Origin of the sequence: Halomonas sp. XH26 (assembly GCF_024138895.1) — a bacterium.
Classification (GTDB): domain Bacteria; phylum Pseudomonadota; class Gammaproteobacteria; order Pseudomonadales; family Halomonadaceae; genus Vreelandella; species Vreelandella alkaliphila.
In genome coordinates this window covers 4,066,061-4,089,902 of sequence record NZ_CP071889.1, presented here as the reverse complement: position 1 = coordinate 4,089,902, position 23,842 = coordinate 4,066,061, and the positions used below count along the sequence as shown (strand labels likewise).

At 51.3% G+C, this 23,842-nt stretch carries 23 protein-coding genes; 19 read left to right on the top strand and 4 right to left on the bottom strand.

The genetic code is table 11. The features are described 5' to 3' along the window. Positions 1-148: 148 nt before the first annotated feature. From mnmG to mgtE, 14 genes are all read left to right on the top strand, one after another. Complete coding sequence (gene mnmG, locus J4377_RS18695) at positions 149-2,053, top strand: tRNA uridine-5-carboxymethylaminomethyl(34) synthesis enzyme MnmG (RefSeq protein WP_253486350.1); 1,905 nt, start codon at positions 149-151, stop codon at positions 2,051-2,053. Continuing rightward, positions 2,050-2,715 carry a 16S rRNA (guanine(527)-N(7))-methyltransferase RsmG gene (rsmG, locus tag J4377_RS18690; RefSeq protein ID WP_038479877.1) on the top strand — a complete coding sequence of 222 codons (666 nt, stop codon included), beginning with the start codon at positions 2,050-2,052 and terminating at the stop codon, positions 2,713-2,715. Before mnmG ends, rsmG begins: the two co-directional genes overlap by 4 nt. Continuing rightward, positions 2,715-3,482: a ParA family protein gene (locus tag J4377_RS18685; protein ID WP_095603362.1), complete on the top strand. Its 768-nt coding sequence runs from the start codon at positions 2,715-2,717 to the stop codon at positions 3,480-3,482. The genes rsmG and J4377_RS18685 overlap by 1 nt, the downstream gene beginning before the upstream one ends. A gap of 24 nt (positions 3,483-3,506) precedes the next feature. Beyond that, positions 3,507-4,439 (top strand): ParB/RepB/Spo0J family partition protein, encoded by a 933-nt coding sequence (locus J4377_RS18680; RefSeq protein WP_198348736.1) that lies wholly within the window; start codon positions 3,507-3,509, stop codon positions 4,437-4,439. Between the two features lie 216 nt (positions 4,440-4,655). Then, positions 4,656-5,051 carry an ATP synthase subunit I gene (locus J4377_RS18675; RefSeq protein WP_038479868.1) on the top strand — a complete coding sequence of 132 codons (396 nt, stop codon included), beginning with the start codon at positions 4,656-4,658 and terminating at the stop codon, positions 5,049-5,051. Positions 5,052-5,063: 12 nt separating this feature from the next. After that, positions 5,064-5,891: a F0F1 ATP synthase subunit A gene (gene atpB / locus J4377_RS18670; RefSeq protein WP_038479865.1), complete on the top strand. Its 828-nt coding sequence runs from the start codon at positions 5,064-5,066 to the stop codon at positions 5,889-5,891. Between the two features lie 80 nt (positions 5,892-5,971). Next, positions 5,972-6,199 (top strand): F0F1 ATP synthase subunit C, encoded by a 228-nt coding sequence (gene atpE / locus J4377_RS18665; RefSeq protein ID WP_038479860.1) that lies wholly within the window; start codon positions 5,972-5,974, stop codon positions 6,197-6,199. Positions 6,200-6,277: 78 nt separating this feature from the next. Beyond that, positions 6,278-6,748, top strand: coding sequence for a F0F1 ATP synthase subunit B (locus J4377_RS18660; RefSeq protein ID WP_038479857.1), 471 nt, complete (start codon positions 6,278-6,280; stop codon positions 6,746-6,748). A gap of 11 nt (positions 6,749-6,759) precedes the next feature. Next, positions 6,760-7,293 (top strand): F0F1 ATP synthase subunit delta, encoded by a 534-nt coding sequence (locus J4377_RS18655; RefSeq protein ID WP_038479854.1) that lies wholly within the window; start codon positions 6,760-6,762, stop codon positions 7,291-7,293. A gap of 16 nt (positions 7,294-7,309) precedes the next feature. After that, complete coding sequence (gene atpA / locus J4377_RS18650; protein ID WP_038479851.1) at positions 7,310-8,854, top strand: F0F1 ATP synthase subunit alpha; 1,545 nt, start codon at positions 7,310-7,312, stop codon at positions 8,852-8,854. Positions 8,855-8,919: 65 nt separating this feature from the next. Further along, on the top strand, positions 8,920-9,807 hold the full coding sequence (atpG, locus tag J4377_RS18645; RefSeq protein WP_038479848.1) for a F0F1 ATP synthase subunit gamma: 888 nt from the start codon (positions 8,920-8,922) through the stop codon (positions 9,805-9,807). Positions 9,808-9,883: 76 nt separating this feature from the next. Continuing rightward, the gene (gene atpD / locus J4377_RS18640; RefSeq protein WP_089040145.1) at positions 9,884-11,263 is read left to right on the top strand and encodes a F0F1 ATP synthase subunit beta; all 1,380 of its coding nucleotides are present in this window, start codon (positions 9,884-9,886) and stop codon (positions 11,261-11,263) included. A gap of 24 nt (positions 11,264-11,287) precedes the next feature. Beyond that, positions 11,288-11,716 (top strand): F0F1 ATP synthase subunit epsilon, encoded by a 429-nt coding sequence (locus J4377_RS18635; RefSeq protein WP_038479842.1) that lies wholly within the window; start codon positions 11,288-11,290, stop codon positions 11,714-11,716. A gap of 155 nt (positions 11,717-11,871) precedes the next feature. Next, positions 11,872-13,254 carry a magnesium transporter gene (gene mgtE, locus J4377_RS18630; protein WP_038479839.1) on the top strand — a complete coding sequence of 461 codons (1,383 nt, stop codon included), beginning with the start codon at positions 11,872-11,874 and terminating at the stop codon, positions 13,252-13,254. Between the two features lie 36 nt (positions 13,255-13,290). On the opposite strand, the gene J4377_RS18625 is transcribed toward mgtE, so the two are convergent. Then, positions 13,291-14,484, bottom strand: coding sequence for a cation diffusion facilitator family transporter (locus J4377_RS18625; RefSeq protein ID WP_038479836.1), 1,194 nt, complete (start codon positions 14,482-14,484; stop codon positions 13,291-13,293). Positions 14,485-14,683: 199 nt separating this feature from the next. Here J4377_RS18625 and J4377_RS18620 point away from each other — a divergent pair, with 199 nt between their 5' ends. The 4 genes from J4377_RS18620 to nhaD all read left to right on the top strand — a co-directional run bounded on the left by J4377_RS18620 (position 14,684) and on the right by nhaD (position 19,792). Continuing rightward, positions 14,684-15,484, top strand: a complete 801-nt coding sequence (locus J4377_RS18620; protein WP_038479832.1) for an undecaprenyl-diphosphate phosphatase — start codon at positions 14,684-14,686, stop codon at positions 15,482-15,484. A 62-nt stretch (positions 15,485-15,546) separates the two neighbouring features. Further along, a complete protein-coding gene (locus J4377_RS18615) occupies positions 15,547-16,647 on the top strand; it encodes an FAD:protein FMN transferase (protein ID WP_038479829.1) in 1,101 nt (366 codons plus the stop codon). 19 nt (positions 16,648-16,666) lie between these two features. Next, on the top strand, positions 16,667-18,034 hold the full coding sequence (gene glmU / locus J4377_RS18610; protein WP_038479826.1) for a bifunctional UDP-N-acetylglucosamine diphosphorylase/glucosamine-1-phosphate N-acetyltransferase GlmU: 1,368 nt from the start codon (positions 16,667-16,669) through the stop codon (positions 18,032-18,034). A gap of 291 nt (positions 18,035-18,325) precedes the next feature. Further along, the gene (gene nhaD / locus J4377_RS18605) at positions 18,326-19,792 is read left to right on the top strand and encodes a sodium:proton antiporter NhaD (protein ID WP_253486349.1); all 1,467 of its coding nucleotides are present in this window, start codon (positions 18,326-18,328) and stop codon (positions 19,790-19,792) included. Between the two features lie 102 nt (positions 19,793-19,894). On the opposite strand, the gene J4377_RS18600 is transcribed toward nhaD, so the two are convergent. The 3 genes from J4377_RS18600 to J4377_RS18590 form a co-directional block, all read right to left on the bottom strand. Continuing rightward, positions 19,895-20,512: a CBS domain-containing protein gene (locus tag J4377_RS18600; RefSeq protein WP_120386009.1), complete on the bottom strand. Its 618-nt coding sequence runs from the start codon at positions 20,510-20,512 to the stop codon at positions 19,895-19,897. A gap of 129 nt (positions 20,513-20,641) precedes the next feature. Next, positions 20,642-22,027 carry an ATP-binding protein gene (locus J4377_RS18595; protein WP_253486348.1) on the bottom strand — a complete coding sequence of 462 codons (1,386 nt, stop codon included), beginning with the start codon at positions 22,025-22,027 and terminating at the stop codon, positions 20,642-20,644. 25 nt (positions 22,028-22,052) lie between these two features. After that, positions 22,053-22,712, bottom strand: coding sequence for a response regulator transcription factor (locus J4377_RS18590; protein ID WP_253486347.1), 660 nt, complete (start codon positions 22,710-22,712; stop codon positions 22,053-22,055). A gap of 49 nt (positions 22,713-22,761) precedes the next feature. Between J4377_RS18590 and J4377_RS18585 the strand changes: the two genes are divergently transcribed. After that, positions 22,762-23,676 (top strand): N-acetyltransferase, encoded by a 915-nt coding sequence (locus J4377_RS18585; RefSeq protein ID WP_253486346.1) that lies wholly within the window; start codon positions 22,762-22,764, stop codon positions 23,674-23,676. The last annotated feature ends 166 nt before the right edge of the window (positions 23,677-23,842 follow it).

Sequence of the window (23,842 nt, the reverse complement as noted above, 5' to 3'; positions counted from 1 at the left end):
TGTTATTAATAATAGATTGATGCTTAGCTTGGGGTGTGGAAAAACCTGACGGTTACCCACAGGAGGTTTATACTGGCGGGCTTACTCAATCAGTGAACCAATACTGACTCACATCATCCGTGCCAAACGGCGCAAGACGAGGTGCCTCTTGAACTATCCCGACCGCTTTGACGTGATTGTCATCGGCGGTGGCCATGCGGGAACCGAAGCCGCATTGGCCTCTGCTCGTATGGGTTGTCAAACCCTATTGCTAACCCACAACATCGAAACGCTCGGCCAAATGTCGTGCAATCCAGCGATTGGTGGGATTGGCAAAAGCCACCTGGTAAAAGAAATTGATGCACTCGGTGGTGCAATGGGGCTAGCCACGGACTTAGGCGGCATCCAGTTTCGGGTATTGAACGCTCGTAAAGGTCCAGCCGTTCGAGCAACACGTGCTCAAGCAGACCGAATTCGCTACAAAGCTGCTATTCGGGGAATGCTGGAAAACCAGCCGAACTTAACGATTTTTCAGCAAGCCGCTGGCGATCTGGTTGTGGATAACAACACTGTTCGAGGCGTTGTGACCGAAACAGGCATCCGCTTCCATGCGGAGTCCGTTGTGCTGTCAACCGGTACGTTTTTGGGTGGCGTTATCCACATTGGGTTAGATCAAAGCCGCGGTGGCCGCGCCGGTGACCCGCCTTCCAACGCGCTAGCTGAACGCTTACGCGCACTACCGTTTCGCGTTGATCGGCTAAAGACCGGGACGCCTCCACGAATTGATGCCAAAACCGTTGACTTCACATCGTTGGAAGAACAGCCAGGCGACACCCCAACGCCAGTCATGTCATACCTTGGTTCACGGGAGATGCATCCACAGCAGGTGAGTTGCCACATAGCGCACACTAATGAGCGCACCCATGAAATCATCATGGCGAATCTTGATCGCTCGCCTATGTATTCCGGTGTGATCGAAGGTGTTGGTCCGCGATACTGCCCATCGATTGAAGACAAAGTTCACCGCTTTGCCGACAAATCAAGCCATCAGGTATTTATCGAGCCTGAAGGGTTGGATACCCATGAGCTCTATCCCAACGGAATCTCGACGTCGTTGCCTTTCGATGTTCAGCTACAAGTGGTTCGCTCAATTAAAGGGTTAGAAAACGCTCATATCACACGGCCTGGCTACGCTATCGAGTACGACTTTTTTGATCCCAGGGATTTAAAACACTCCCTGGAAACTAAATTTATCCACAACCTGTTTTTTGCCGGACAAATTAATGGTACTACCGGCTACGAAGAGGCTGGAGCTCAAGGGTTGCTGGCAGGTTTGAATGCCGCTCGTCGCGCCAAACAGTTAGAGGCGTGGCATCCCCGCCGTGATGAAGCTTATCTCGGTGTGTTGGTGGATGACCTGATTACTATGGGCACCAAAGAGCCCTACCGCATGTTTACCTCGCGTGCGGAATACCGTCTTCTGCTACGCGAAGACAATGCTGATCTACGTTTAACGGAAAAAGGGCGTGAGCTTGGGTTAGTCGATGACAAACGTTGGGCGTTGTTTAGCCAGAAACGCGAAGCCATAGAGCGTGAAACAACACGGTTAGCTACTGTTTGGGTGCAGCCCAATACACCAGCCGCCGCGAAAATTGCTGAAAAAACTGGTAGGCCGCTTCCCCGAGAATACTGTTTAAGTGACTTGTTAAAGCGCCCAGAGCTTAGCTATTCAGATATTACATCGCTGCCTGGCATTGAAAGCGGTGGTGTTGACGATGAAGCGGTTGCCGAGCAAGTACAAATTCACGCGAAATACCAGGGTTATATCGACCGTCAACAGGATGAGATCGATAAGCTCAAGCGCCATGAAGCAACACCGCTGCCAGCCGAGCTGGATTATCAACGGGTAGAAGGACTATCCAATGAGATCCGCCAAAAGCTTAGTGAAACGCGTCCTGAAACCCTGGCGCAGGCGGCTAGAATTTCAGGCGTGACTCCTGCAGCTGTCTCTATTTTGCTAATACATTTGAAAAAACGTCGCTTAGTCAGTATTACCGAGGTCGTTAACGGATGAGTCAATTAACGCCGTTGATTAACAGCTTGCCTGAAACCGTTGCCCCTCGGTTAGAAGAAGGATTAGCAGCACTAGGAGCCACTGTAACCCCACAACAGCGCGAACAGCTGCTAGGCTTGCTCGCGCTGTTGCACAAGTGGAATCAGGCTTATAACCTCACCGCTGTACGCGATGTTGAAGAGATGGTCTCACGGCACGTGTTGGATAGTGCTGCTGTCGCACCTTATGTTCATGGGCCACAGATACTTGATGTAGGCGCTGGCCCCGGTTTGCCTGGCCTTGTGCTTGCTATCATGAAGCCTGAACTGCAGGTAACGCTACTCGATAGCAATGGCAAAAAAGTTCGCTTTCAACGTCAAGCAGTGATGGAGTTAGCGTTGACCAACGTCACGCCAACTCAAGCGCGTGTCGAGCAATTCAATGGCCAGACGTTTGATCAAGTGATTTCCCGAGCCTTTGCCAGCTTGGTAGACTTTATCTCGCTAACCCGAGCGCTACCGGCAGCTCATGGGCAGTGGCTTGCTATGAAAGGCCCTGGCGCTGATGATGAACTGCGGGAGTTGCCTGACTATGTTGAGCTCCAGGCGCGTCACCTACTGCGTGTACCCTTCGAGACGGCCGAGCGGCAGCTGTTGATTCTGACCCCAAAAGGAGTTGAGTAGTGAGCCAGATCATTGCCCTGACCAACCAAAAAGGCGGTGTGGGCAAGTCCACTTCAGCCGTTAATCTCGCCGCCAGTTTGGCAGCACTTGATCGTCGTATCTTGCTGGTAGACTTAGACCCACAAGGGCATGCCAGCATGGGCAGTGGCATCGACAAGTACGCACTCGAAAAAAGTGTACTTGATGTGTTGCTGGGAGAAACAAGCGCAAGCGATGCCATTGTTCGCGGGCTTCCAGTGAAATACGACGTCCTACCAGGTAATGGCGACTTAACAGCCGCTGAAGTAGAGCTGCTCGATAGTGACCAGCGGCAAAGTCGTTTGTCGTTAGCACTGCAGACGGTGGCAGATGACTATGATGTCGTCCTCATTGACTGCCCGCCGTCGCTGAATATGCTTACCGTGAATGCGTTGACAGCCGCCAATGGTGTGCTTATTCCCTTGCAGTGCGAATTCTACGCATTGGAAGGGCTATCAGCGCTGCTGGATACTGTTGAGCAGATTAAACAGAGTGTTAATCCTGATCTAGCCGTTTCTGGCATTCTGCGTACTATGTACGATAAGCGCACCAGTTTGACGCGTGAAGTTGACAAACAGCTGAGAGATTTTTTTGGCGATGCGCTGTTAAAAACAACCATTCCGCGCAATGTAAAGGTTGCTGAAGCACCAAGCCATGGCTTGCCTGTTACTCAATACGCACGTTTTTCGCGGGGTAGCCAGGCTTATCGTGTGCTTGCAAAAGAGATGATTCGGCGGCTATCGCTGTAACGTAAAAAGTACGAGGGGAAGCGAATGACGCGTAAACGCGCGCTAGGACGTGGCCTGGATGCCCTGATTGGTGCGGGCGCCCGTCGTCGTGACAGTTTAGATCTTACCGGTGGCGTGACGCTGGATAGTGCAGACACGGCACTGCTGCCTGCAGCACCAACGGAAGAAGCGGCGGCTGAACGGCTAGAACGGTTACCTCTTGGCCAACTTACCCGTGGTAAATATCAGCCGCGTCGGGATATTCAGCCAGAAGCATTGGAAGAGCTTGCCGATTCCATTCGTGCACAAGGGGTGATGCAGCCTATTGTGGTTCGCCCAGTGGGTGAAAACCGCTATGAAATTATCGCGGGTGAACGCCGCTGGCGTGCTGCGCAGTTGGCTGAATTAGATGTTATTCCCGCCGTTATTCGCGATGTCAGTGATGAAGTAGCACTTGCACTGGCGCTGATTGAAAATATCCAGCGCGAAAACCTTAATGCCATTGAAGAAGCACTTGCCTTAAAGCGCCTTGGCGATGAGTTTGAACTTACCCAGCAGCAAATTGCTGATGCAGTTGGTAAATCACGCACTCAAGTCGCCAATTTATTGCGCTTGTTAGCGTTAGACCCTGAGGTGCAAACGCTGCTGGAACGTGGCGATTTAGATATGGGGCATGCGCGAGCCCTGCTATCGCTTACTAGTACCCAGCAACGCCAAATTGCCCATGAAGTGGTCAATAATGATTTGACCGTTCGTGACACAGAAGCGTTGGTTAAAAAAGTCCAAGCTAACCAGACGCCTGCCCAGACACCGCCGCGTACTGCTAAAACACCGGATGTTGCACGACTTGAAACACATCTGGGGGAATTACTTGGCGCGCCCGTCTCTATTGATCACGGGCAAAAAGGGAAGGGGAAAGTGACAATTCGTTATACCAGTCTTGAAGAGCTCGATGGGATTCTAGCGCATATTAAATAGCAGGCTTACTAAATAGACGCTTATTTTAACCCTTTGGTCGCAAGTCGACACTGAATCGCGCGAAATCGGCGCAACTTCGGTTGAAGGTATGATAGCGCTTCCCTATAATCGCGCAAGATTTGTGCAGGTGACTGATGTTTTATTGAGCAACAAGTTGTAAGCGTGACTCATTTATTGTGCTGGGGAATCATGTGCTGAAGATCTATCTGAAGAACTATGCAGCGACTTGAGACCCAACGGCGAAAAGCTTACTTCTTCAGGCTGACAGCAATTCAGCTGCTAATGACGCTTGTCGGTATGCTATTGGCTTTCCCTGTTGCTCATATGGCAGGCGTATTGTCGGTAGTTACAGGAGCATTAGTGGCGCTGTTGCCGCACATTTTTTTTATACAGCGAATGGGAATTTTTCGAACAAGGCATCGCGCTCCGCGCGCAATGGACCTATTTCGCGCCGAAGCAGGCAAGTTTGGTTTGACGGTGGCACTTTTTTCATTGGTGTTCGTTGTAGTGCCCCCCTCAAACCCCGCTTTCTTTTTTTGCGCTTACGTTGCGATTGTTCTGACGCATTGGTTAGCACCATGGCTAATGCTAGGGAATCGCACAACTAATTGAGGTGACATGTCTATGGCCGCAGGAAACGAAGTCTCAACGACTTACTATATCCAGCACCACTTGCAGAACCTAACCTTTGGCAAGCATCCAGAAAATGGTTGGTCGCTGGCACATTCGGCAGAAGAAGCGAGTGAGATGGGCTTTTGGGCTATCCATCTGGATACCATGGGCTGGTCCATTGCGATGGGCTTGTTGTTTATCTGGCTTTTCCGTAAAGCTGGTAAAATGGCAACCACTGGCGTGCCAGGCGGACTGCAAAATGCCGTAGAGATGGTGTTTGAATTTGTTGAAGATATGATCAAAGGGGCTTTTAAAGGGCATAACCCGATTATTGCACCGCTTGCATTAACGTTGTTCGTGTGGATTCTGTTCATGAACACGCTGAAAATTATCCCGGTCGACTATTTCCCAGTGTTGTTCAGTAAACTGGGCGTCGATTACATGAAGATTGTGCCGACTACTGATGTTAATGCCACATTGGGGTTAGCACTGGGTGTTTTCGGTCTGATTCTTTACTACAGCTTCAAGGTGAAAGGCGTTGGTGGCTTTGCCAAAGAGCTTTCATTGACACCTTTCAACCATTGGGCCTTGATTCCTTTCAATTTGCTGCTTGAAATCGTTGCCCTACTTGTTAAACCGTTTAGTTTGGCGATGCGTCTTTTCGGTAACATGTTTGCCGGTGAAGTTATTTTTATCTTGATTGCTATGCTGCCGTTCTGGGCGATCTGGGTACTCGACGTGCCGTGGGCGATTTTCCACATCTTGATTGTCGTTCTTCAGGCATTCATTTTTACCGTATTGTCAGTGGTGTATTTAAGCGCTGCGCACGAGCATCACTAAGACGTGCTGCTTGTTAGAAATTAACCCTTAACATCAACCCTCAACCTTGACCTTTAACTTGAAAAACTAGGAGCATTACCATGGAACTAATCTACATTGCTGCCTCCATCATGATCGGCTTAGGCGCTCTGGGCACCGGTATCGGTTTCGCTATCCTCGGTGGCAAATTGATCGAATCTACGGCTCGTCAGCCGGAGCTTGGTGACCAACTTCAAACCAAAACCTTCCTAATGGCTGGTCTGCTGGATGCCGTACCGATGATCGGTGTTGGTATCGCGATGTACCTGATCTTCGTTGTTGCCGGTTAATGACAGCTTAGCCGGGCGGCAGTCCCGCTCGGTTTTGTTTCACTCCGGTCGCCACGAACTTGTCAGAGGTACATCCCTGTGAATATCAACATGACGCTTATCGGGCAGACGATCGCCTTCGCGATCTTTGTCTGGTTTTGCATAAAGTATGTGTGGCCTCCGATCAGCAACGCGCTTCACGAGCGTCAAAAGAAAATTGCTGATGGCTTAGACGCAGCCAGCCGTGCTACTCGCGATCTTGAGCTTGCTCAAGAACGTGCAGAGCAAACACTGCGTGAAAGCAAGGAGCAGGCTTCTCAAATCCTCGAGCAAGCCAATAAGCGCTCTGCTCAAATGGTTGAAGAAGCACGCGAACAGGCCCGCGCCGAAGGCGAACGCCTCATGGTTAGTGCACGTTCTGAAATTGAGCAAGAAGTTAATCGTGCAAAAGACGAGCTTCGTGCCCAAGTTTCTCATCTTGCCATTATTGGTGCCGAGCGTGTGCTAGAAGCTTCGGTCGACGAGAAAGCACATCGCAAGTTACTTGATGAGCTTGCTGCTGAACTGTAAGGAGGTGACCCATGGCGGAATTACTTACCGTCGCTCGTCCTTACGCTAAGGCGGCGTTTGAATACGCGCGTGATCATAAGGCGCTTGATAGTTGGACCCAAGCGCTTGGTTTTTTAAGCGCTGCGGTAGCTAACAGCGATCTACGTCGTCTGTTGGGTAGTCCAAAACTTGAAAACGACAAAAAGGTAGCGCTGCTTTCGGATATGTTGCCCGAAAAGCAGGAAGACCTGTCGCGGTTTTTGGATACCCTGGCTGACCAAGGTCGTTTGTTAGCACTGCCCTTCATTGCTGAACAGTTCGAGTACTTACGTGCCGAATATGAACAGCGTGTTGATGTGACGGTTACGTCAGCTTATAAGCTGACTGCCGCACAGCAGACCAAGCTAGCGAACGCGCTTAAGAAACGTCTGAATCGCGAAATCTCCATTACTACTCAAGTGGACAAGACGCTTATTGGTGGTGTCATCCTACGTGCTGGCGATACCGTTATTGACGGTTCGGTACGTGGTCGATTGAACCGCCTTTCCGAAGCGCTGACCGCTTGAGTCTGAGGGACATGGCATGCAGCAACTGAATCCTTCCGAGATCAGCGACATCATCAAGCAGCGAATTGAGAAGCTTGACGTCGCATCCGAAGCCCGTAATCAGGGCACCATCGTCAGCGTTTCCGACGGTATCGTGAAAATTCACGGCCTCGAAGACGCGATGTTTGGTGAAATGATTGAATTCCCTAACAGCATTTTTGGCATGGTACTGAACCTGGAGCGTGACTCCGTTGGTGCCGTTGTCTTGGGTGACTACCTGCAACTTCAAGAAGGCATGACCGCTCAGTGTACGGGTCGTATCCTAGAAGTGCCGGTAGGCCCTGAGCTGGTAGGTCGTGTGGTCGATGCGTTGGGTAATGCCATCGACGGCAAAGGTGATATCAACGCCAAAATGACTGATGCGGTAGAAAAAGTAGCGCCTGGCGTTATTACCCGTCAGTCCGTTGACGAGCCGATCCAAACAGGTTTGAAGTCTATTGATGCTATGGTGCCAATCGGTCGTGGTCAGCGTGAGCTGATCATCGGTGACCGTCAGATTGGTAAATCTGCCATTGCTATCGATGCGATCATCAACCAGAAAGGCAAAGGCGTTACTTGTGTTTACGTGGCGATTGGTCAGAAGCAGTCGACCATTGCTAACGTGGTACGCAAGTTAGAAGAACACGGCGCTCTGGAACACACCATCGTTGTGGCTGCTGGCGCTGCTGATCCGGCACCGATGCAGTTCTTGGCCGCTTATTCTGGTTGCACCATGGGTGAGTACTTCCGTGACCGTGGTGAAGACGCACTGATCGTTTATGACGATCTTTCCAAGCAGGCTGTGGCTTACCGTCAGGTATCACTACTGCTGCGTCGTCCGCCTGGTCGTGAAGCCTATCCTGGTGACGTTTTCTATCTCCACTCACGTCTGCTAGAGCGCGCTGCGCGCGTTAATGCTGATTACGTTGAGAAGTTTACTAACGGTGAAGTAAAAGGCAAAACCGGTTCTTTGACCGCACTGCCGATTATCGAAACCCAAGGTGGAGACGTTTCTGCGTTCGTTCCGACCAACGTTATCTCGATCACCGATGGTCAGATTTTCTTGGAAACCAACCTGTTTAACTCCGGTATTCGTCCGGCGATTAACGCAGGTCTATCGGTTTCTCGTGTTGGTGGTGCTGCGCAGACCAAAATTATCAAGAAGCTGGGTGGCGGTGTTCGTCTGGCCTTGGCTCAGTACCGTGAGCTAGCGGCGTTCTCGCAGTTTGCTTCTGATCTTGATGAAGCGACCCGTAAGCAGCTTGAGCATGGTCAACGCGTTACCGAACTGATGAAGCAAAAGCAGTACTCGCCGATGTCAGTGGCGGAAATGGCGCTGTCTCTGTACGCCGCTAACGAAGGTCACCTGGATGATGTGAGCGTCGATAAAGTGCTGGACTTCGAACGTGCTCTGCACGATTACATGAAGTCTGAGCACAACGATCTGCTCGATAAGATCAACCAGACCGGCGACTACAACGGCGAGATTCAGGACGGCTTGAAGTCAGGTCTCGAGAAGTTCAAGGCGACTCAGAGCTGGTAATGTCCGGCCCGCCTGCGGGCGGGCTTGCATGCTTTCTGAGAGCCACGAACGAAGGGTAGATCGCTATGGCAGCTGCAAAAGAGATACGCACCCAGATCGGGAGCATTAAAAATACGCAGAAGATTACCAGCGCCATGGAAATGGTAGCTGCATCTAAAATGCGTAAAGCACAAGATCTGATGAAGGCTGGCCAGCCGTATGCCAAGCAGATTCGTAATGTGGTAGGCCACATTGCTGACGCAAACCCCGAATACAAGCACGACTACATGGTCGAGCGGAGTGAGGTGAAGCGCGTTGGTTATATTGTGGTATCTACTGACCGCGGTCTGTGTGGTGGCTTAAACGTCAACCTGTTTAAGGCAGTGGTGAAAGATGCCGTTGTCTGGAAACAGCAAGACGCTGAGCTAGACTTCTGCGCCCTCGGCTCTAAAGCCGGCGCCTTTTTCCGCAACTATGGAGGCAACCTGGTTGCTGCCAAGAGCGGATTGGGAGAATCGCCGTCTGTCGAAGGACTGATCGGTAGTATAAAGGTCATGTTAGAAGCGTACGACGCAGGACGTATTGACCGCTTGTTTGTGGTGTATAACGAATTTGTTAACACTATGACGCAGCGGCCCGTCGTACGTCAGCTTCTTCCGTTGTCGTCCGATATGGGCGAAGACGCGAAGCATGACGAAGAAAACGCCCGTCCCGGAAGCTGGGACTACCTGTATGAACCGGATGCCAAGGCGTTGCTAGACAGCCTGTTGGTTCGATTCATCGAATCACAGGTGTATCAGGCGGTAGTCGAAAACGGTGCGTGCGAACAGGCCGCCCGAATGATCGCTATGAAGAGTGCCACTGATAACGCGGGCAACCTGATCGACGATCTGGAGATGGTATACAACAAGGCCCGTCAGGCCGCCATCACCCAGGAAATTTCCGAGATCGTCGGCGGCGCTTCTGCCGTATAACGCCTAGGGGGCTAGCTATCGCAAAGGTAGCTCCCGGCAGACAGGTTTCATTTGCAGGTTTTTGAGAGGAACCAAGATGAGCGGACGTATCGTACAAATCATCGGCGCGGTGATTGACGTAGAGTTTCCGCGGGACTCTGTGCCCAAGGTCTACGACGCGCTGAAGGTCTCTAATGCTGAGACCATCCTCGAAGTCCAGCAACAGCTGGGCGACGGCGTGGTGCGCACCATTGCCATGGGCTCTACTGAGGGCTTGAAACGTGGCTTGGACGTGACCGACACAGGTACCGCGATTTCCGTACCCGTTGGTAAGGAAACGCTAGGTCGCATCATGAACGTGCTCGGTGAGCCGATTGATGAAGCTGGCCCGATTGGCGAGCAAGAACGCATGCCAATCCACCGTAAAGCACCAAGCTACGCTGACCAAGCAGCTTCCAATGAGCTGTTGGAAACCGGTATCAAGGTTATCGACCTCGTTTGCCCGTTCGCTAAGGGCGGTAAAGTTGGTCTATTCGGCGGTGCGGGTGTTGGTAAAACCGTTAACATGATGGAGCTTATCCGCAACATCGCCACCGAACACAGCGGCTACTCTGTATTCGCCGGTGTAGGTGAGCGTACGCGTGAGGGTAACGACTTCTATCACGAAATGACTGAATCCAACGTTATCGACAAGGTATCGCTGGTTTATGGTCAGATGAATGAGCCGCCCGGCAACCGTTTGCGTGTTGCGTTGACCGGTCTAACCATCGCTGAGAAATTCCGCGATGAAGGCCGCGACGTTCTGCTGTTCGTCGATAACATCTATCGCTACACCCTGGCTGGTACTGAAGTATCTGCACTGCTGGGTCGTATGCCATCTGCGGTAGGTTATCAGCCGACGCTGGCTGAAGAGATGGGCGTTCTGCAAGAGCGCATCACCTCTACTAAAACGGGCTCTATCACGTCTGTACAGGCCGTTTACGTACCTGCGGATGACTTGACTGACCCATCGCCGGCGACGACCTTCTCGCACTTGGACGCCACCGTTGTATTGGCACGTTCAATTGCAGAGCTTGGTATTTATCCTGCGATTGACCCGCTGGACTCTACGTCGCGTCAGCTAGATCCGCTGGTCGTTGGTGAAGAGCACTACAATGTAGCACGTGGTGTACAGAACGTTCTGCAGCGTTACAAAGAGCTGAAGGATATCATCGCGATTTTGGGTATGGACGAATTATCTGATGAAGATAAGTTGGCTGTATCTCGTGCGCGTAAAATCCAGCGCTTCCTGTCGCAGCCGTTCTTCGTCGCTGAGGTATTCACTGGTTCGCCCGGTAAGTATGTTTCTTTAAAAGATACAATTCGTGGCTTCCAGGGCATCCTCGCGGGCGAGTACGACAACCTGCCGGAACAGGCCTTCTACATGGTCGGCTCCATCGACGAAGCTGTCGAAAAAGCCAACCAGATGAAGAAGTAATCCCGTCCATTAGGGGGATTCGCTATGGCGAATAGCTTCACTTGCAATATCGTCAGCGCTGAAGATTCCATCTTCTCAGGTACTGTCGAGATGGTGGTAGCTGCAGGGATTATGGGTGACCTCGGCATTTTGCCGGGGCACACCCCGCTGCTGACCGAGCTTCAACCGGGCCCGGTTCGCGTGATCCACGATGGTGGCAAGGAAGAGAACTTCTTTGTCTCTGGTGGCTTCATGGAAGTACAGCCGACCATTGTTACGATCCTGGCAGATGCAGCGACGCGTGCTAGTGACCTCGACGAGGCCGCTGCTGAAGAAGCGCGTCAGCAGGCGTTGAAAGCCTTTAATGAAAAGTCATCGGAGCTGGATTATACCCGTGCTGCCGCTGAACTTGCCGAAGCCGTTGCACAGCTGCGAACGATTCAGCAGCTGCGCAAAAAGGCGGGTAAAGGCTAAGACACGCGCTAGCGTGCATAAAGCGCTCCTTGAACCCGAGAGGGTTTAAGGGGCGTTTTTTTTGTCTGGTACTATGAGAAAACGCATTCAGCGTAGGGATGCTCGTCTGTAACACTTCACCTGCACAATATGCGTCTGCACAAAGGGAGATAGCGATGTCATTGAACGATGAAGCTTTGCAGGAATTAAAAACCGAACTGCTCAACGAGTTGGCCAAGGAAGCGCCTAGTAAATCAGTACTATCTTTGCGTTTGGCCGAAACCCGCTCGGCGGATATCGGTGAAGTGCTTGAGGAGATGATTGAAGACGATGAGGAGTTGCCTGCGGCACTTTGTCTGTTGGATATTCTGTCTGCCGAGCGCGCTGCTAATGTCTTGGGTTATTTACCAGGAGAAAGCCAGCTTGAGGTAGTTGGTAAGCTGTCTGATACCCAAGTGCTTAAGCTTCTCGAAGAGATGGGGTCTGATGAGCGAGCGGATCTGTTTAATCTGCTTGGTGAGGACCGTCGCGAAGCGTTGTTGCGTCGTATGGCCCACCAAGAACGTGAAGATCTTAAACGCCTAGCAAGCTACGAAGAAGGCACGGCAGGCGCCATCATGACCTCTGACTATGTCGCCATAGCCAGTGGCATGACGGTGTCTCAAGCCATGATGCGGGTTCGCCAAACGGCCCCAGATGCGGAAACGGTGTATCAGCTTTATGTGCTCGACAGTAATGGCCAGTTAATAGGGACTATGTCACTGCGCCAGTTGATGGTGGCTCGTCCTGGTGCGTTAGTTGACGACATTATGATTAAAGACGTTATCAGTGCACCGGTCGATGAAGAGCAAGAAGAGGTGGCGCGCATTGTGGCTCGCTATGATCTGCTGGCATTGCCTGTGTTGGATGCTGATGGCCGTATGGTAGGCATCGTCACCCACGATGACGCCATGGACGTTGCCGAGTCGGAAGCTACCGAGGATATTCATAAAGGGATGTCTATCGGCCAGCTAGAGGATGGTGTTAGCCGTGTTCCGCTGTGGAGCCTTTACCGCAAGCGTGTTACCTGGCTGGTACTGCTGGTATTTGCCAATCTTTTTTCAGGAGCTGGCATTGCCTACTTTGAGGACACAATCGCAGCCCAAGTTGCGCTGGTGTTTTTCCTGCCGTTGCTGATTGGTAGTGGAGGTAACGCGGGGGCTCAGGCAGCCACGTTGATGGTACGCGGTATGGCGACTGGCGATATTGGTGTGAAAGACTGGAGTAAGATGTTAGGCCGTGAACTGCTGGTAGCTGGCTCGCTGGGCATCACCATGGCAATTGCAGTAGCACCTATAGGGATTTTTCGTGGCGGTGAAGCAGTCGCTATCATCGTGGCATTAAGCATGGTGACCATTGTTCTGTTTGGTAGCATGATCGGTATGTGCCTACCGTTTGTACTAGAGCGCTTTAAGGTCGATCCTGCTACTGCTTCAGCCCCATTGGTGACAACGTTAATTGACGCCTCTGGAGTATTGATTTACTTCACTATTGCCACCGCCATATTAACAAACGTATAGCTTGTTTTTGGGCAGCCAATTTTAACTTAGACAGTTTTAACGCATCGCACTGCTGGCAGCGCGGGTAATAAACATAACTTCCACGTGGCCTAGCCACTCAATATCGCTGGCGAGCGCCTTTAGTTGGCTGGCTAAGCACTGGGGGGGCTGGTGTACGGAATCGCCGATAATCAGCGATACCGACACTTTATCGTCTAAATAGTGGAGTTGCAGCTCGGTTAATGTGCGCCAGACAGGATGCATATACCAGCGCTCGTTCAGTGCGGCTTCCACTTCGGGCCGCAGCGGGAGGCCGGGGAGACGGCTGGGATCGCCTTCTCCAGCATCATCTTCGGGGTCAACGTGAAAAATAACATCGGTGAGCAATGGAAACTCATGCCGTAAACGTCGACTTACTTCGTTGCCGATTTCATGGGCTTCAGACACAGTGATTTTTGGCCCGACCACCACATGTAAGTCGACCATGACCCAGCCTGCAGACTGGCGGGTGCGTAAGTCATGAACACTGTCTACCCCTGGGACGCTTTGAGCAACATTATGCATTTGTCGTTGAACGCTTTCAGGTAGCGCGGTATCCACTAGTTCTCTTGCTGACTCCCAGAGTAAATCCCAACCTACTTTGCCAACTAGTAAGCCAACAATGATAGCGGCAACAGCGTCTAGCCAGCCCAAACCAAACTGTGCGCCAATTAATGCAACCAATACTACTGCGGTGGAGAGTGCATCGCTGCGGGAATGCCAAGCGTTTGCTTCCAATAGCTTAGATTTAACGCGTTTAGCAACGCGCATGGTATAGCGAAAAATCCACTCTTTACTGAACAAGGCAATGATTGTAATGACAATAGCCACCATGCCAGGGGCACTAACCTCAGTACCACTAAACAAACGATCAAGGCTAGACCAGGCGATACCACCTGCCACAAATATCAGTACGCTACCCAGCAGTAGCGTCGTTAGGGTTTCGATACGGCCATGACCGTAATGATGATCATCGTCTGGTTCCTGGCGGCCGTAGTGGATAGCAGCTAGTACAAAACCGTCGGTCACAAGATCTGAAAGTGAATGGATACCATCGGCAATCAGCGCCGCCGAGCCCACCCAAAAGCCTACCACGACTTTAACAATGCTCAACAAGCCATCCAGCCAAGCGCCAATATAAGTAACACGCTTGGCCTCTCGGCTATCTAGCTCATGCTTGGGAACCACTGGCGATTCTACGGTCTGAGTCATGAGGAACCTTGCTGGGGCACATACTTCCAATAGATGTCTATTGTAGCGCACAGTGTCTAAGCTCTATACCTTCTTGTGAATTTGCTCGTATGCTGGATGCGGACAATGAATTAAGGGATGTGTATCCTTAGCGCCATTGCGAGCGCATGAATGTCACAAAGCACATAAATATCATTAATAGTTAAGCACAGGATAACCCATGGATTGGTTACAGGTAGTTGTGTTAGCGGTAGTTCAGGGGCTCACCGAGTTTTTACCTATATCGAGTTCAGCCCACCTTATATTGGTACCTGTTTTGACTGCCTGGGAAGATCAGGGCCTTGCCTTCGATGTGGCGCTGCATCTTGGCAGTTTAAGCGCTGTTGTGATCTATTTTAGGCATGAAATTGGCAGAATGATCGCTAGCAGCTTGGCCGCACTTCGCGGCCAAGCGGTTAATGATGATGCCATGTTGGCGTTTTGGGTCGTTATTGCCACGTTGCCAGTGTGTATCGTCGGTTTTTTGCTTCACGATGTGATCTCAGGTTACATGCGCTCTACGCTAATCATTGGTGCCAGTTTGATTGTTTTTGGTCTGCTACTTGGTTACGCAGACTGGAAAAAACGCGGCACGCGTAGCGAATACCAGATGACGTTAAAAGATGTGCTCATCATTGGTGGCGCTCAAGTATTGGCACTTATTCCTGGTACCTCGCGCTCAGGCATCACCATTACGGCGGCATTAATGGTGGGGATGAGCCGAGAGGGCGCAGCACGGTTTTCATTTCTACTGTCAATTCCTGTCATTGTGCTGGCAGGTGGCCTTGAGGCAATAAACTTACTGAAAGACCCTCAGCTTATCGATATACCGGCCATGCTGGTAGGTACTTTACTCTCGGGCATTAGCGCCTATGTGTGTATCCACTACTTCCTGGTTGTGATTAAAAAGCTGGGCATGCAGCCATTTGTGGTGTATCGGGTGCTGTTTGGGGCTTGGTTGCTATGGTTTTTCCACTTCTAGTTCTTTCAGCGATAGAGGTTTTCCATTGTTAACCCAGTGCGTTTTATTCAAGGAAAAATAAAATGAAGATTAATTCTCGGTGGTTAAAATGTTCGGGACTATTGCTCATTGCTGCTGGGGCATTAATGGGGTGTTCAGAAAATGATCGGCCTTTAGATACTCCTGTTCGCTTTGAAGGCGGTATTTTTGGGACGTTTTATCAAGTCACCATTGCGGACCCGCTAACCCAAGGCGAAGCGAATGCATTGGAAGAAGGTTTCCTAGCGGAACTCAACGACGTTGATCAAGCGATGTCGACTTACCGCGATGACGCCGAGCTTGTGGTCTTTAATGATGCTCCCCTTAATGAATGGCAACCGCTTTCTAACGAGTTAATTGAAGTGCTTGCGATTAGCCATTCGGTATCAGAAGCAAGCAACGGCGCGTTTGATATTACCGTTGGCGATGTGGTCAATTTATGGAGTTTTGGCCCTGAAGCACGCCCTGAAGAGGTGCCTTCAGACGCGGAGCTTAGCGAACGCATGGCCACGATTGGCTATGATGCGGTTGAAATCGATACTCAGCTTATGCAGGCGCGGCGCTCGCGGGATGTATTTGCTGATTTGTCGGGTGTGGCTAAGGGGCATGGCACTGACCGCGTTGGGGCATATCTGGATCAACAGGGGATTGAAAACTACCTCGTTAATATTGGTGGCGAATTAATTGCCCGTGGATACCGTGACTTAGAAGAGCAAAGCCCTTGGCGTGTTGGGATTGAGGTACCACATAACGGCGTACCAGAAGCACAGCATGTTATTCCTCTTGAAAGTATGTCGGTTGCAACATCTGGGGATTATCGCAACTATTTTGAAGTAGATGGTGAGCGTTTTTCCCACACTATCGATCCTCGCACCGGTCGGCCGGTTAAGCATCAGTTAGCGTCCGTGTCTGTTTTTCACCCCTCTAATGCATGGGCCGACGCGTGGTCCACGGCTATCTCAGTCGCAGGTAGCGAAGAGGGGATGCAGATGGCAATTGAGAATAACCTCAATGTATTGATGTTAGTGAAAGAGAACGATCATTGGCGAAGCGTGGCCAGTCCCGCCTTCGTGGAATACTTCGATGAAGCGCTTATAGATGAACTGGGTATTGAAGCCTGGGAAGCTCCCGCCGCCAACCGTTAAACCGTTACAGGTGACTAAAATGCAAGACCTTGATGTCGTTATCCTTGCCGCTGGAAAAGGCACACGTATGCGCTCACAAACACCAAAAGTGCTGCATACGCTGGCAGGCAAATCTATGGTGCAACATGTGTTAGATACTGCCAGTGGTCTTACACCTACTCGTACGCATGTCGTGATTGGCCATGGTGCAGACCAACTACGCGAAGCGCTAGCAGAGAGCAATGTAACGTTTGCGGTTCAGGAAGAGCAAAAAGGTACTGGCCATGCAGTTGCTCAAGCGCAGTCTCAATTAGGTAATGGGAACGTGTTGGTTCTGTATGGTGATGTTCCTATGATCCGCCGTGAATCACTGATGGCACTTCTCAGCCAGGTTGATGAGCAGCACATGGGGCTACTGACCGTTACGTTGGAAGATCCGTCTGGTTACGGACGTATTGTTCGTAATGATGACGGTGAGGCAGTGGCTATTATTGAGCAAAAAGATGCCAGTGCCGACCAGCTTGCCATTACCGAATGCAATACCGGCATCATGGCGATGACCAGTGCTCAGCTTAAACGGTGGCTACCACAGCTTTCTGCCGAAAATGCCCAGGGCGAGTACTATTTAACTGATGTGATTGCGATGGCGGCAAACGAAGGCATCAAAGTGTGTACTGCCCAGCCAGCCAGTGCAGTAGAAGTTGAAGGCGTGAATAACCGTTCACAAATGGCTCGTTTAGAGCGCGCTTATCAACTGCAGCAAGCTGAGGCGTTAATGGCCCAAGGCGTTGCATTGGCCGACCCGGCAAGAATTGATATACGCGGTAAGCTCACCTGTGGTCATGATGTATTTATCGACGTTGGCTGCGTGTTTGAAGGTGACGTAGAGCTGGGTGAAGGGGTGCGGGTTGGGCCTTACTGCGTGATTAAAAACAGCACGATTGGCGCTGAAAGCGTTATCGACAGCCATAGTGTGATCGACACAACAGTCGCTGCTGGATTGAACCAAGTTGGCCCCTTTGCACGGCTGCGCCCCGGCACACGCCTAGCAGTCAAAGCTAAAGTAGGAAACTTTGTTGAAACCAAAAATGCAGATGTCGGTGAAGGAAGTAAAATCAATCACTTAAGCTACGTTGGTGATGCTCGCCTGGGGCGGGATGTGAACGTGGGCGCGGGCACTATTACCTGCAACTACGACGGCGTGAACAAACACCGCACCGAGATTGGTGATAACGCCTTTATTGGTTCTAACACCGCCTTAGTGGCCCCTGTCACGGTGGGTAAGGGAGCCACTGTTGGTGCGGGCTCAACGATTGCTAAAGACGTTGCTGAGCACGCATTAGCGGTAACCCGCAGCCGACAGTTAGAAAAACCAGACTGGCCTCGCCCGGTTAAAAAAGCTAAATAAATTTATTATCTAGCTGACTTGTTAGGTTCTAACAGTGTTTTACCCTATCTAGAGATTAATGGTTATGCGTGGCGGTTCTAAAAAGCACGGATGTGGATCAGCCACGTCACCTAGCCAAGCGTGTTATGGTCGAGTAAAGCACTACTAGAGTAAATTTTTCGGGCAGTGTAAAACTGCTTTACAAGATGCGGCAAATGGCCGCATCTTTAGCACGCCCGCTGCGTTGCAGCACGTAATTAGTGTGCTTATCATCGTGGCGGTCTTTCTTAACCCTGCCAGGATCACTTCACTATGAAACCACCTAACGTCCTTGCAATGCGGCAGTCTACTTGCCGGTTTGCTTGGTTGTTGATTGCGCTATGTTTGTTTGCTTTTCCCACCCTCTCCTATGCCGCTTCTGGCCCTTTAGACCTTACCGTTTCGTTTGTTGGTATCGCCTCTGTTGTCATCTTCGTTCTTGCCTATGCCTTGGTGATGAGCGAAGAATTGATTCATATGCGCAAATCTAAACCAGTCCTGGTAGCCGCTGGGCTTATCTGGGCCCTGGTGGCGTGGGTCTATGTACAAGCGGGCATGCCTCATGAAGCGGAAGCTGCTTTTAAAGAAACGCTGCTTGAGTACACCGAGTTGTTACTGTTCTTGCTGGTAGCGATGACCTATATCAACGCCATGGAAGAGCGCCGTATCTTTGATGCCCTGCGGGCATGGCTTGTTCGCAAAGGCTTTAGTTACCGTAGCCTGTTTTGGATTACGGGCTGTCTTGCCTTTGGTATTTCTGCCATTGCCAACAACATGACCACGGCGATGTTGATGTGCGCGGTTGTGTTGAAGGTGGCCGAAGGCGATAAAAAGTTTATTAGTCTGTGCTGTGTCAACGTGGTGGTAGCATCAAACGCAGGCGGCGCGTTCAGCCCGTTTGGTGATATCACCACGTTGATGGTGTGGCAGGCGGGCCAGGTACCGTTTGGTGGTTTCTTTGCACTATTGATGCCTGCCATCGTCAACTTTATGGTGCCTGCGGTGATCATGAATTTCTTCATCGTTAATCGCCAGCCTGCATCGCTCAAAGAGAATGTCTGGCTCAAACGTGGGGCGCGGCGAATTATCGTACTGTTTTTGATTACTGTGGCGATCTCAGTGCTGTGCCACTCGGTGCTTTATTTGCCCCCGGCGATGGGCATGATGTTTGGCCTTGGCCTACTGCAATTCTTTGGTTACTACCTACGCCGCAGCCTGCCACGCTCCCTGGAGCGCAAGCGTGAGCGTTACTCACGTCGCGGCGACTGGAAGAAGCTGGAGCAACTGGGAAGTGTCGTTCCTTTTGATATCTTCAGCCGTATTGCCCGCTCAGAGTGGGATACGTTGTTATTCTTCTATGGGGTCGTGATGTGTGTTGGCGGCCTGGGTTTCATGGGCTATTTAAGTCTATTGTCAGAAACCCTTTACGGTAGCTGGAACCCGGTGTGGGCCAACGTGGTGCTGGGGATGATTTCAGCGGTCGTCGATAACATTCCTGTGATGTTTGCGGTACTTTCCATGGCACCGGATATGTCGCAAGGCAACTGGCTGCTGATTACCTTAACCGCCGGTGTGGGCGGCAGTCTGCTTTCGATGGGATCTGCAGCGGGTGTGGCGTTAATGGGCCAAGCACGGGGTATTTATACCTTTATGGGGCACATACGCTGGGCGCCCGCTATTTTGTTGGGCTATGCTGCCAGCATTATGGTTCACCTATGGATTAATGCAGCGCTGTTTTAAATTAGCGGCTAATTTAGATAGGTAAAACAAACGCCCCTTATCAATTGATAAGGGGCGTTTTGGTAAAGGCTAGCGGTAGACTTGGCCAGTTTGTCTTCGAGACTATAAATCGTGCCCGGTAATGACTTTGCAAATATCGGCAAAGCTACTGGCCGTTGGCACTGCTGAAGAGGTGGCCTGCATCGTGGTTTTATTGCCCATGGCGTGTTGTATATCGGTGGCAGAAATAATACCGCGTACGCTTAATGGTTGATTTTGTTTATGCTCAGTAATCAACAAGTGCTGTTCTGTAAAACGCTCCATGGAAAGCACAAGGTCTTCAATCGTTAATGAGTTAAGTTGCTCAAAGGGCATCGCACTAAGTTTTTGCCAGGGCGTCATAATCATATCGGCTGTAATTTCGGTACGATCAAGGTTTCTCTGCTGCATCGCCAAGTTAATGCGCCGTGTTCCGATGACTTCTTTGGCGGTGAGCACGCCAATGCAGTGGTTTGCTTTGTCGAGAACAAACAATAGGCGAACACCGCCATGGCGCATTTTTAAATGGGCATCGTCGATGGGCGTATCAGCGGACACTGACTGAGGCGTGACCTGAGTAAAATCTGTTAGCACCGATAACGCAGGGCTTTCAGGTGTTAACTGTTTTGCTGTTGGCGTAATAAGCAGTGGCGTTTCACCAAACTGGATCAGTGGTTTGGGGGAGTGGACGAGCATATTCATTCAGGGAATCTCCGTTATGTGAATAGATAGGTCGTTAATGGCATTGCCTATCTTGTACTTTCACACTTGCACGGAATTCTTATGGGAATCTTAACAGCTCTCTTATGGCCGATTATTTTTTGGCTGACGCTATGTTAGGGCGTGCCTGCCCAACGTTACTCGCACGCGAAGCCCGCCGCTAGGGGCATGATCGAGCTGTAAGACGCCTTGATGGCGTTTGACTAAGCGCTCGACAATGGATAGCCCCAAGCCCGCGCCAGCACTAGTCCCTGCACGTTGGAAGCGCTCCATCACCCGGCTGCGTTGCGCTGCAGGAATACCGGGTCCTTGATCATCAACAGTGACGATAACGTCTCTTGTCGATGCCTCAAGCGTGACCGTGATAGCACCTTGCGCAGGCGAGTGTTGAATGGCGTTACCCACTAGATTTTGTACCAGTGTTTCGATAGCGCCGGGTTCTTCTTCTATTGCCCAGTTAGCTGAGTCATCCGCGTCCAGTAACAGCTGTTGATGTCGCTCTGCGGCTAGCGGAGAGAGCTTTGCCAAGGTTTCGCGCGTTTCATGTAATACATCGGAACAGCGATACTCTGGTAATGGTTCTTCTTCGGGGTCTAGGCGTGCCAGGGTTAATAGCTGAGAGACTAGCCGCGTTGAACGGGCCACGCCGCTGCGTAAGTGGTGCAGGGCTTCCTCTCGGTCATCGGTGTTATCAGCAGTGAGCGCATTTTGCGCATGCAAATCAAGTACTGCCAAGGGGGTGCGTAGCTCGTGGGCCGCATCGGCAATAAAGCGCTTTTCGCGAATACGCAGTTGGCGGAGCCGTTCCAACAGCCGGTTTATGGCGCCAGAAATGGTCTCCAGTTCTAGGGGAAGTGGATGAAGCGTCAGCGGTTTTAGGTGGTGGGGATCGCGGGTACGAATTTGCTCTGCCATACGCGATAAAGGAGCGAGCCCCCAGCCGATCGACCACCAGAGTAATAGTGTCAGTAACGGTAGACCAATAAGATCAGGTAATAAGGTGCGTAGTGCCACTGCACTGATCAGTTCACCACGCGCGTCCTCTCGCTCGCCCACCACCACGCGTTTGTCTGTGCCAGTAATTTCCAGGACATAAATGCGCCAGTCATGCTGATTCACCAACAGCGTTGAATAACCCGGTGGTTGCTGGGTAAGCGGTGTATCGGGGGCGCTGGCGGAACGCAGCAGAAGACGGTCGCCTTCCCAAAGCTGAAACGCCAGCTTGGTTTCATAGCGATGGCCTGCAAAACGGTTATCGGATTGCTCTGCACGTAGCAGCGCGCCCTCCACGCTATTTAATAAAAGCGTACGATCGCTATCAGGCAGTGGTGCCTGTAGTAGCCCTTCTAGCAAACGGGCATTTTGTGCCAGGCTAGCATCATGAAGTTCTTCAATCTCATGGGCTGCATAGCGATAGCTAATAAAGCCAATCACTAGCATGCTCGCGCCAAACACAAGCAGCGCAAGCCCCAAGGTGCGCTGACGAATAGAACTCATAGGCTTGCCTGGTGCAGTTTAATCATCACGATTTATCCATGACATAGCCGATCCCTCTTACGGTGCGGATGACCTCAGGAAACAGCTTTCGCCGTAAATGGTGGATATGCACTTCGATAGCGTTGCTTTCGACATCTTCCTCCCAGCCGTAAACTAATCGCGTTAAGGTATCGCGGGTGAACACACGGCCTGGATGGCTCATAAACTCCTGCAGTAGCGTTAGCTCACGGCGCGAAAGTGTGATCACTTGATGTTGATAACTCACCTGTAAGGTCTGCGGGTCCAGGCTAATCTCACGACAGGTGAGCAAGCCGCTGGATTGTCCTTGGCTACGGCGTAACAAAGCACGCAGACGCGCTTTTAATTCTGCTACTTCGAAAGGTTTAGTGAGGTAGTCGTCGGCACCTGCATCCAATCCCTCGATGCGGTTATCCATCGCATCGCGGGCGGTCAGAACCAAAATCGGCAGTTGGCTGCCATGCTGGCGAATAGCGCGCAGCACTTCCATGCCATCAATCGTCGGCAAACCAAGGTCTAGGATGACCGCATCAAAGGGTTCATTTTTAAGCGCATGAAGCGCGTTATTGCCATCGTCTAAATGATCTACCGTATAGTGCTCAGGTTTCAGCGCCATACGAATCCCCAACGCCAAACTAGGGTCGTCCTCAACCAGTAAAATGCGCATATCGATGGATGACTCCTTTCATTCACGGCGGGCTACTCAGGAACGTAACATGACACGTCATTCTTCTTTCGGCCACCGCTCCTTAGCCTGCGCAGTAATGCAGTGCCCACCTGAACAACGGCGTGAAGCATTACTGCATTTAGCTGCGGTGCATGATCCTACGCAGCAGCCTGCATTACAGCATGCCTTATCAATGATAAAAGCTGGCTCTGACGCTGTTTGGCAGGGCCTTTGGATAGCTACCCAAGCGGGCCATATCGAAGCCGCCGCCTGGGTACAGCCATTGGCTAATCAAACGGCTCAGCTTTGGCTGCCCAGGCAACATAATTCGGCAACTGATGCGCTGTTGAAAGCCTTGCAGGGCTGGGTAAACGAGCAGCCGATAGCGCTATGTCATGTGGTGTTACCTGACGATGCAACTAACTGGGAAACGGCACTAGTCGCCCACAACATGCGGGTACTTGCCACCCTGGAGTACCTTATGTGGCAGTGCCAAACCGTTCAATCGCTCGCTAACATGCTAACGCTAAGCCCCTTTGCTGAATTGTCTCCCGCGCAACAGCGGGCGCTGGTAGCGAACGTCAGTGAAGGCTCGTTAGACTGCCCAGGGCTTCGCGAAGCGCTCACCATTGACACCTTGCTTGCTGGATTTTATGACCAAGCGCCGCAGGCACCAGAGCACTGGTATCAAGTGCGGCATCAGGGGGAAACCGTCGGCGTGCTATTACTTGCTCCTAACCATACGACCCAGCGCTGGTCATTGCAGTTGATGGGGCTGTTGCCTGAGTGGCGTGGCGGGGGAATGGGCAAGGCAATTATTCAACAAGCGCAGGCGTTGGCTAGCCAGGCGGGAGCCAGTGACATCACGCTCACCGTTGATGCGCAGAATATCCCCGCAAAGCGTGTATATGCTCAGGCAGGGTTTACGCGTTATGCTCAGCAGCGTTTACTGGCTTGGTGTTAACTAGGTGATCGTTGGCACCTTTTTTAAACTGCTGAATAAAGCACAGAGTACGGCATAGGTTGAATTGCCGCGCTTAGTAGCATTTTCTTACGCTTAGCGTTCTCGGTATACTAATGCGATATGCACGTCTTGGCGTCTCGGTTGCCGCAGGTTGATGATGTCGCTG

Excerpts from the sequence above, each read along its gene's own strand:
- rsmG (WP_038479877.1), top strand. The coding sequence starts at position 2,050 with ATGAGTCAATTAACGCCGTTGATTAACAGCTTGCCTGAAACCGTTGCC.
- J4377_RS18680 (WP_198348736.1), top strand. The coding sequence starts at position 3,507 with ATGACGCGTAAACGCGCGCTAGGACGTGGCCTGGATGCCCTGATTGGT.
- J4377_RS18675 (WP_038479868.1), top strand. The coding sequence starts at position 4,656 with ATGCAGCGACTTGAGACCCAACGGCGAAAAGCTTACTTCTTCAGGCTG.
- atpB (WP_038479865.1), top strand. The coding sequence starts at position 5,064 with ATGGCCGCAGGAAACGAAGTCTCAACGACTTACTATATCCAGCACCAC.
- atpE (WP_038479860.1), top strand. The coding sequence starts at position 5,972 with ATGGAACTAATCTACATTGCTGCCTCCATCATGATCGGCTTAGGCGCT.
- J4377_RS18655 (WP_038479854.1), top strand. The coding sequence starts at position 6,760 with ATGGCGGAATTACTTACCGTCGCTCGTCCTTACGCTAAGGCGGCGTTT.
- atpA (WP_038479851.1), top strand. The coding sequence starts at position 7,310 with ATGCAGCAACTGAATCCTTCCGAGATCAGCGACATCATCAAGCAGCGA.
- atpG (WP_038479848.1), top strand. The coding sequence starts at position 8,920 with ATGGCAGCTGCAAAAGAGATACGCACCCAGATCGGGAGCATTAAAAAT.
- atpD (WP_089040145.1), top strand. The coding sequence starts at position 9,884 with ATGAGCGGACGTATCGTACAAATCATCGGCGCGGTGATTGACGTAGAG.
- J4377_RS18635 (WP_038479842.1), top strand. The coding sequence starts at position 11,288 with ATGGCGAATAGCTTCACTTGCAATATCGTCAGCGCTGAAGATTCCATC.
- mgtE (WP_038479839.1), top strand. The coding sequence starts at position 11,872 with ATGTCATTGAACGATGAAGCTTTGCAGGAATTAAAAACCGAACTGCTC.
- J4377_RS18625 (WP_038479836.1), bottom strand. The coding sequence starts at position 14,484 with ATGACTCAGACCGTAGAATCGCCAGTGGTTCCCAAGCATGAGCTAGAT.
- J4377_RS18620 (WP_038479832.1), top strand. The coding sequence starts at position 14,684 with ATGGATTGGTTACAGGTAGTTGTGTTAGCGGTAGTTCAGGGGCTCACC.
- J4377_RS18615 (WP_038479829.1), top strand. The coding sequence starts at position 15,547 with ATGAAGATTAATTCTCGGTGGTTAAAATGTTCGGGACTATTGCTCATT.
- glmU (WP_038479826.1), top strand. The coding sequence starts at position 16,667 with ATGCAAGACCTTGATGTCGTTATCCTTGCCGCTGGAAAAGGCACACGT.
- nhaD (WP_253486349.1), top strand. The coding sequence starts at position 18,326 with ATGAAACCACCTAACGTCCTTGCAATGCGGCAGTCTACTTGCCGGTTT.
- J4377_RS18600 (WP_120386009.1), bottom strand. The coding sequence starts at position 20,512 with ATGAATATGCTCGTCCACTCCCCCAAACCACTGATCCAGTTTGGTGAA.
- J4377_RS18595 (WP_253486348.1), bottom strand. The coding sequence starts at position 22,027 with ATGAGTTCTATTCGTCAGCGCACCTTGGGGCTTGCGCTGCTTGTGTTT.
- J4377_RS18590 (WP_253486347.1), bottom strand. The coding sequence starts at position 22,712 with ATGCGCATTTTACTGGTTGAGGACGACCCTAGTTTGGCGTTGGGGATT.
- J4377_RS18585 (WP_253486346.1), top strand. The coding sequence starts at position 22,762 with ATGACACGTCATTCTTCTTTCGGCCACCGCTCCTTAGCCTGCGCAGTA.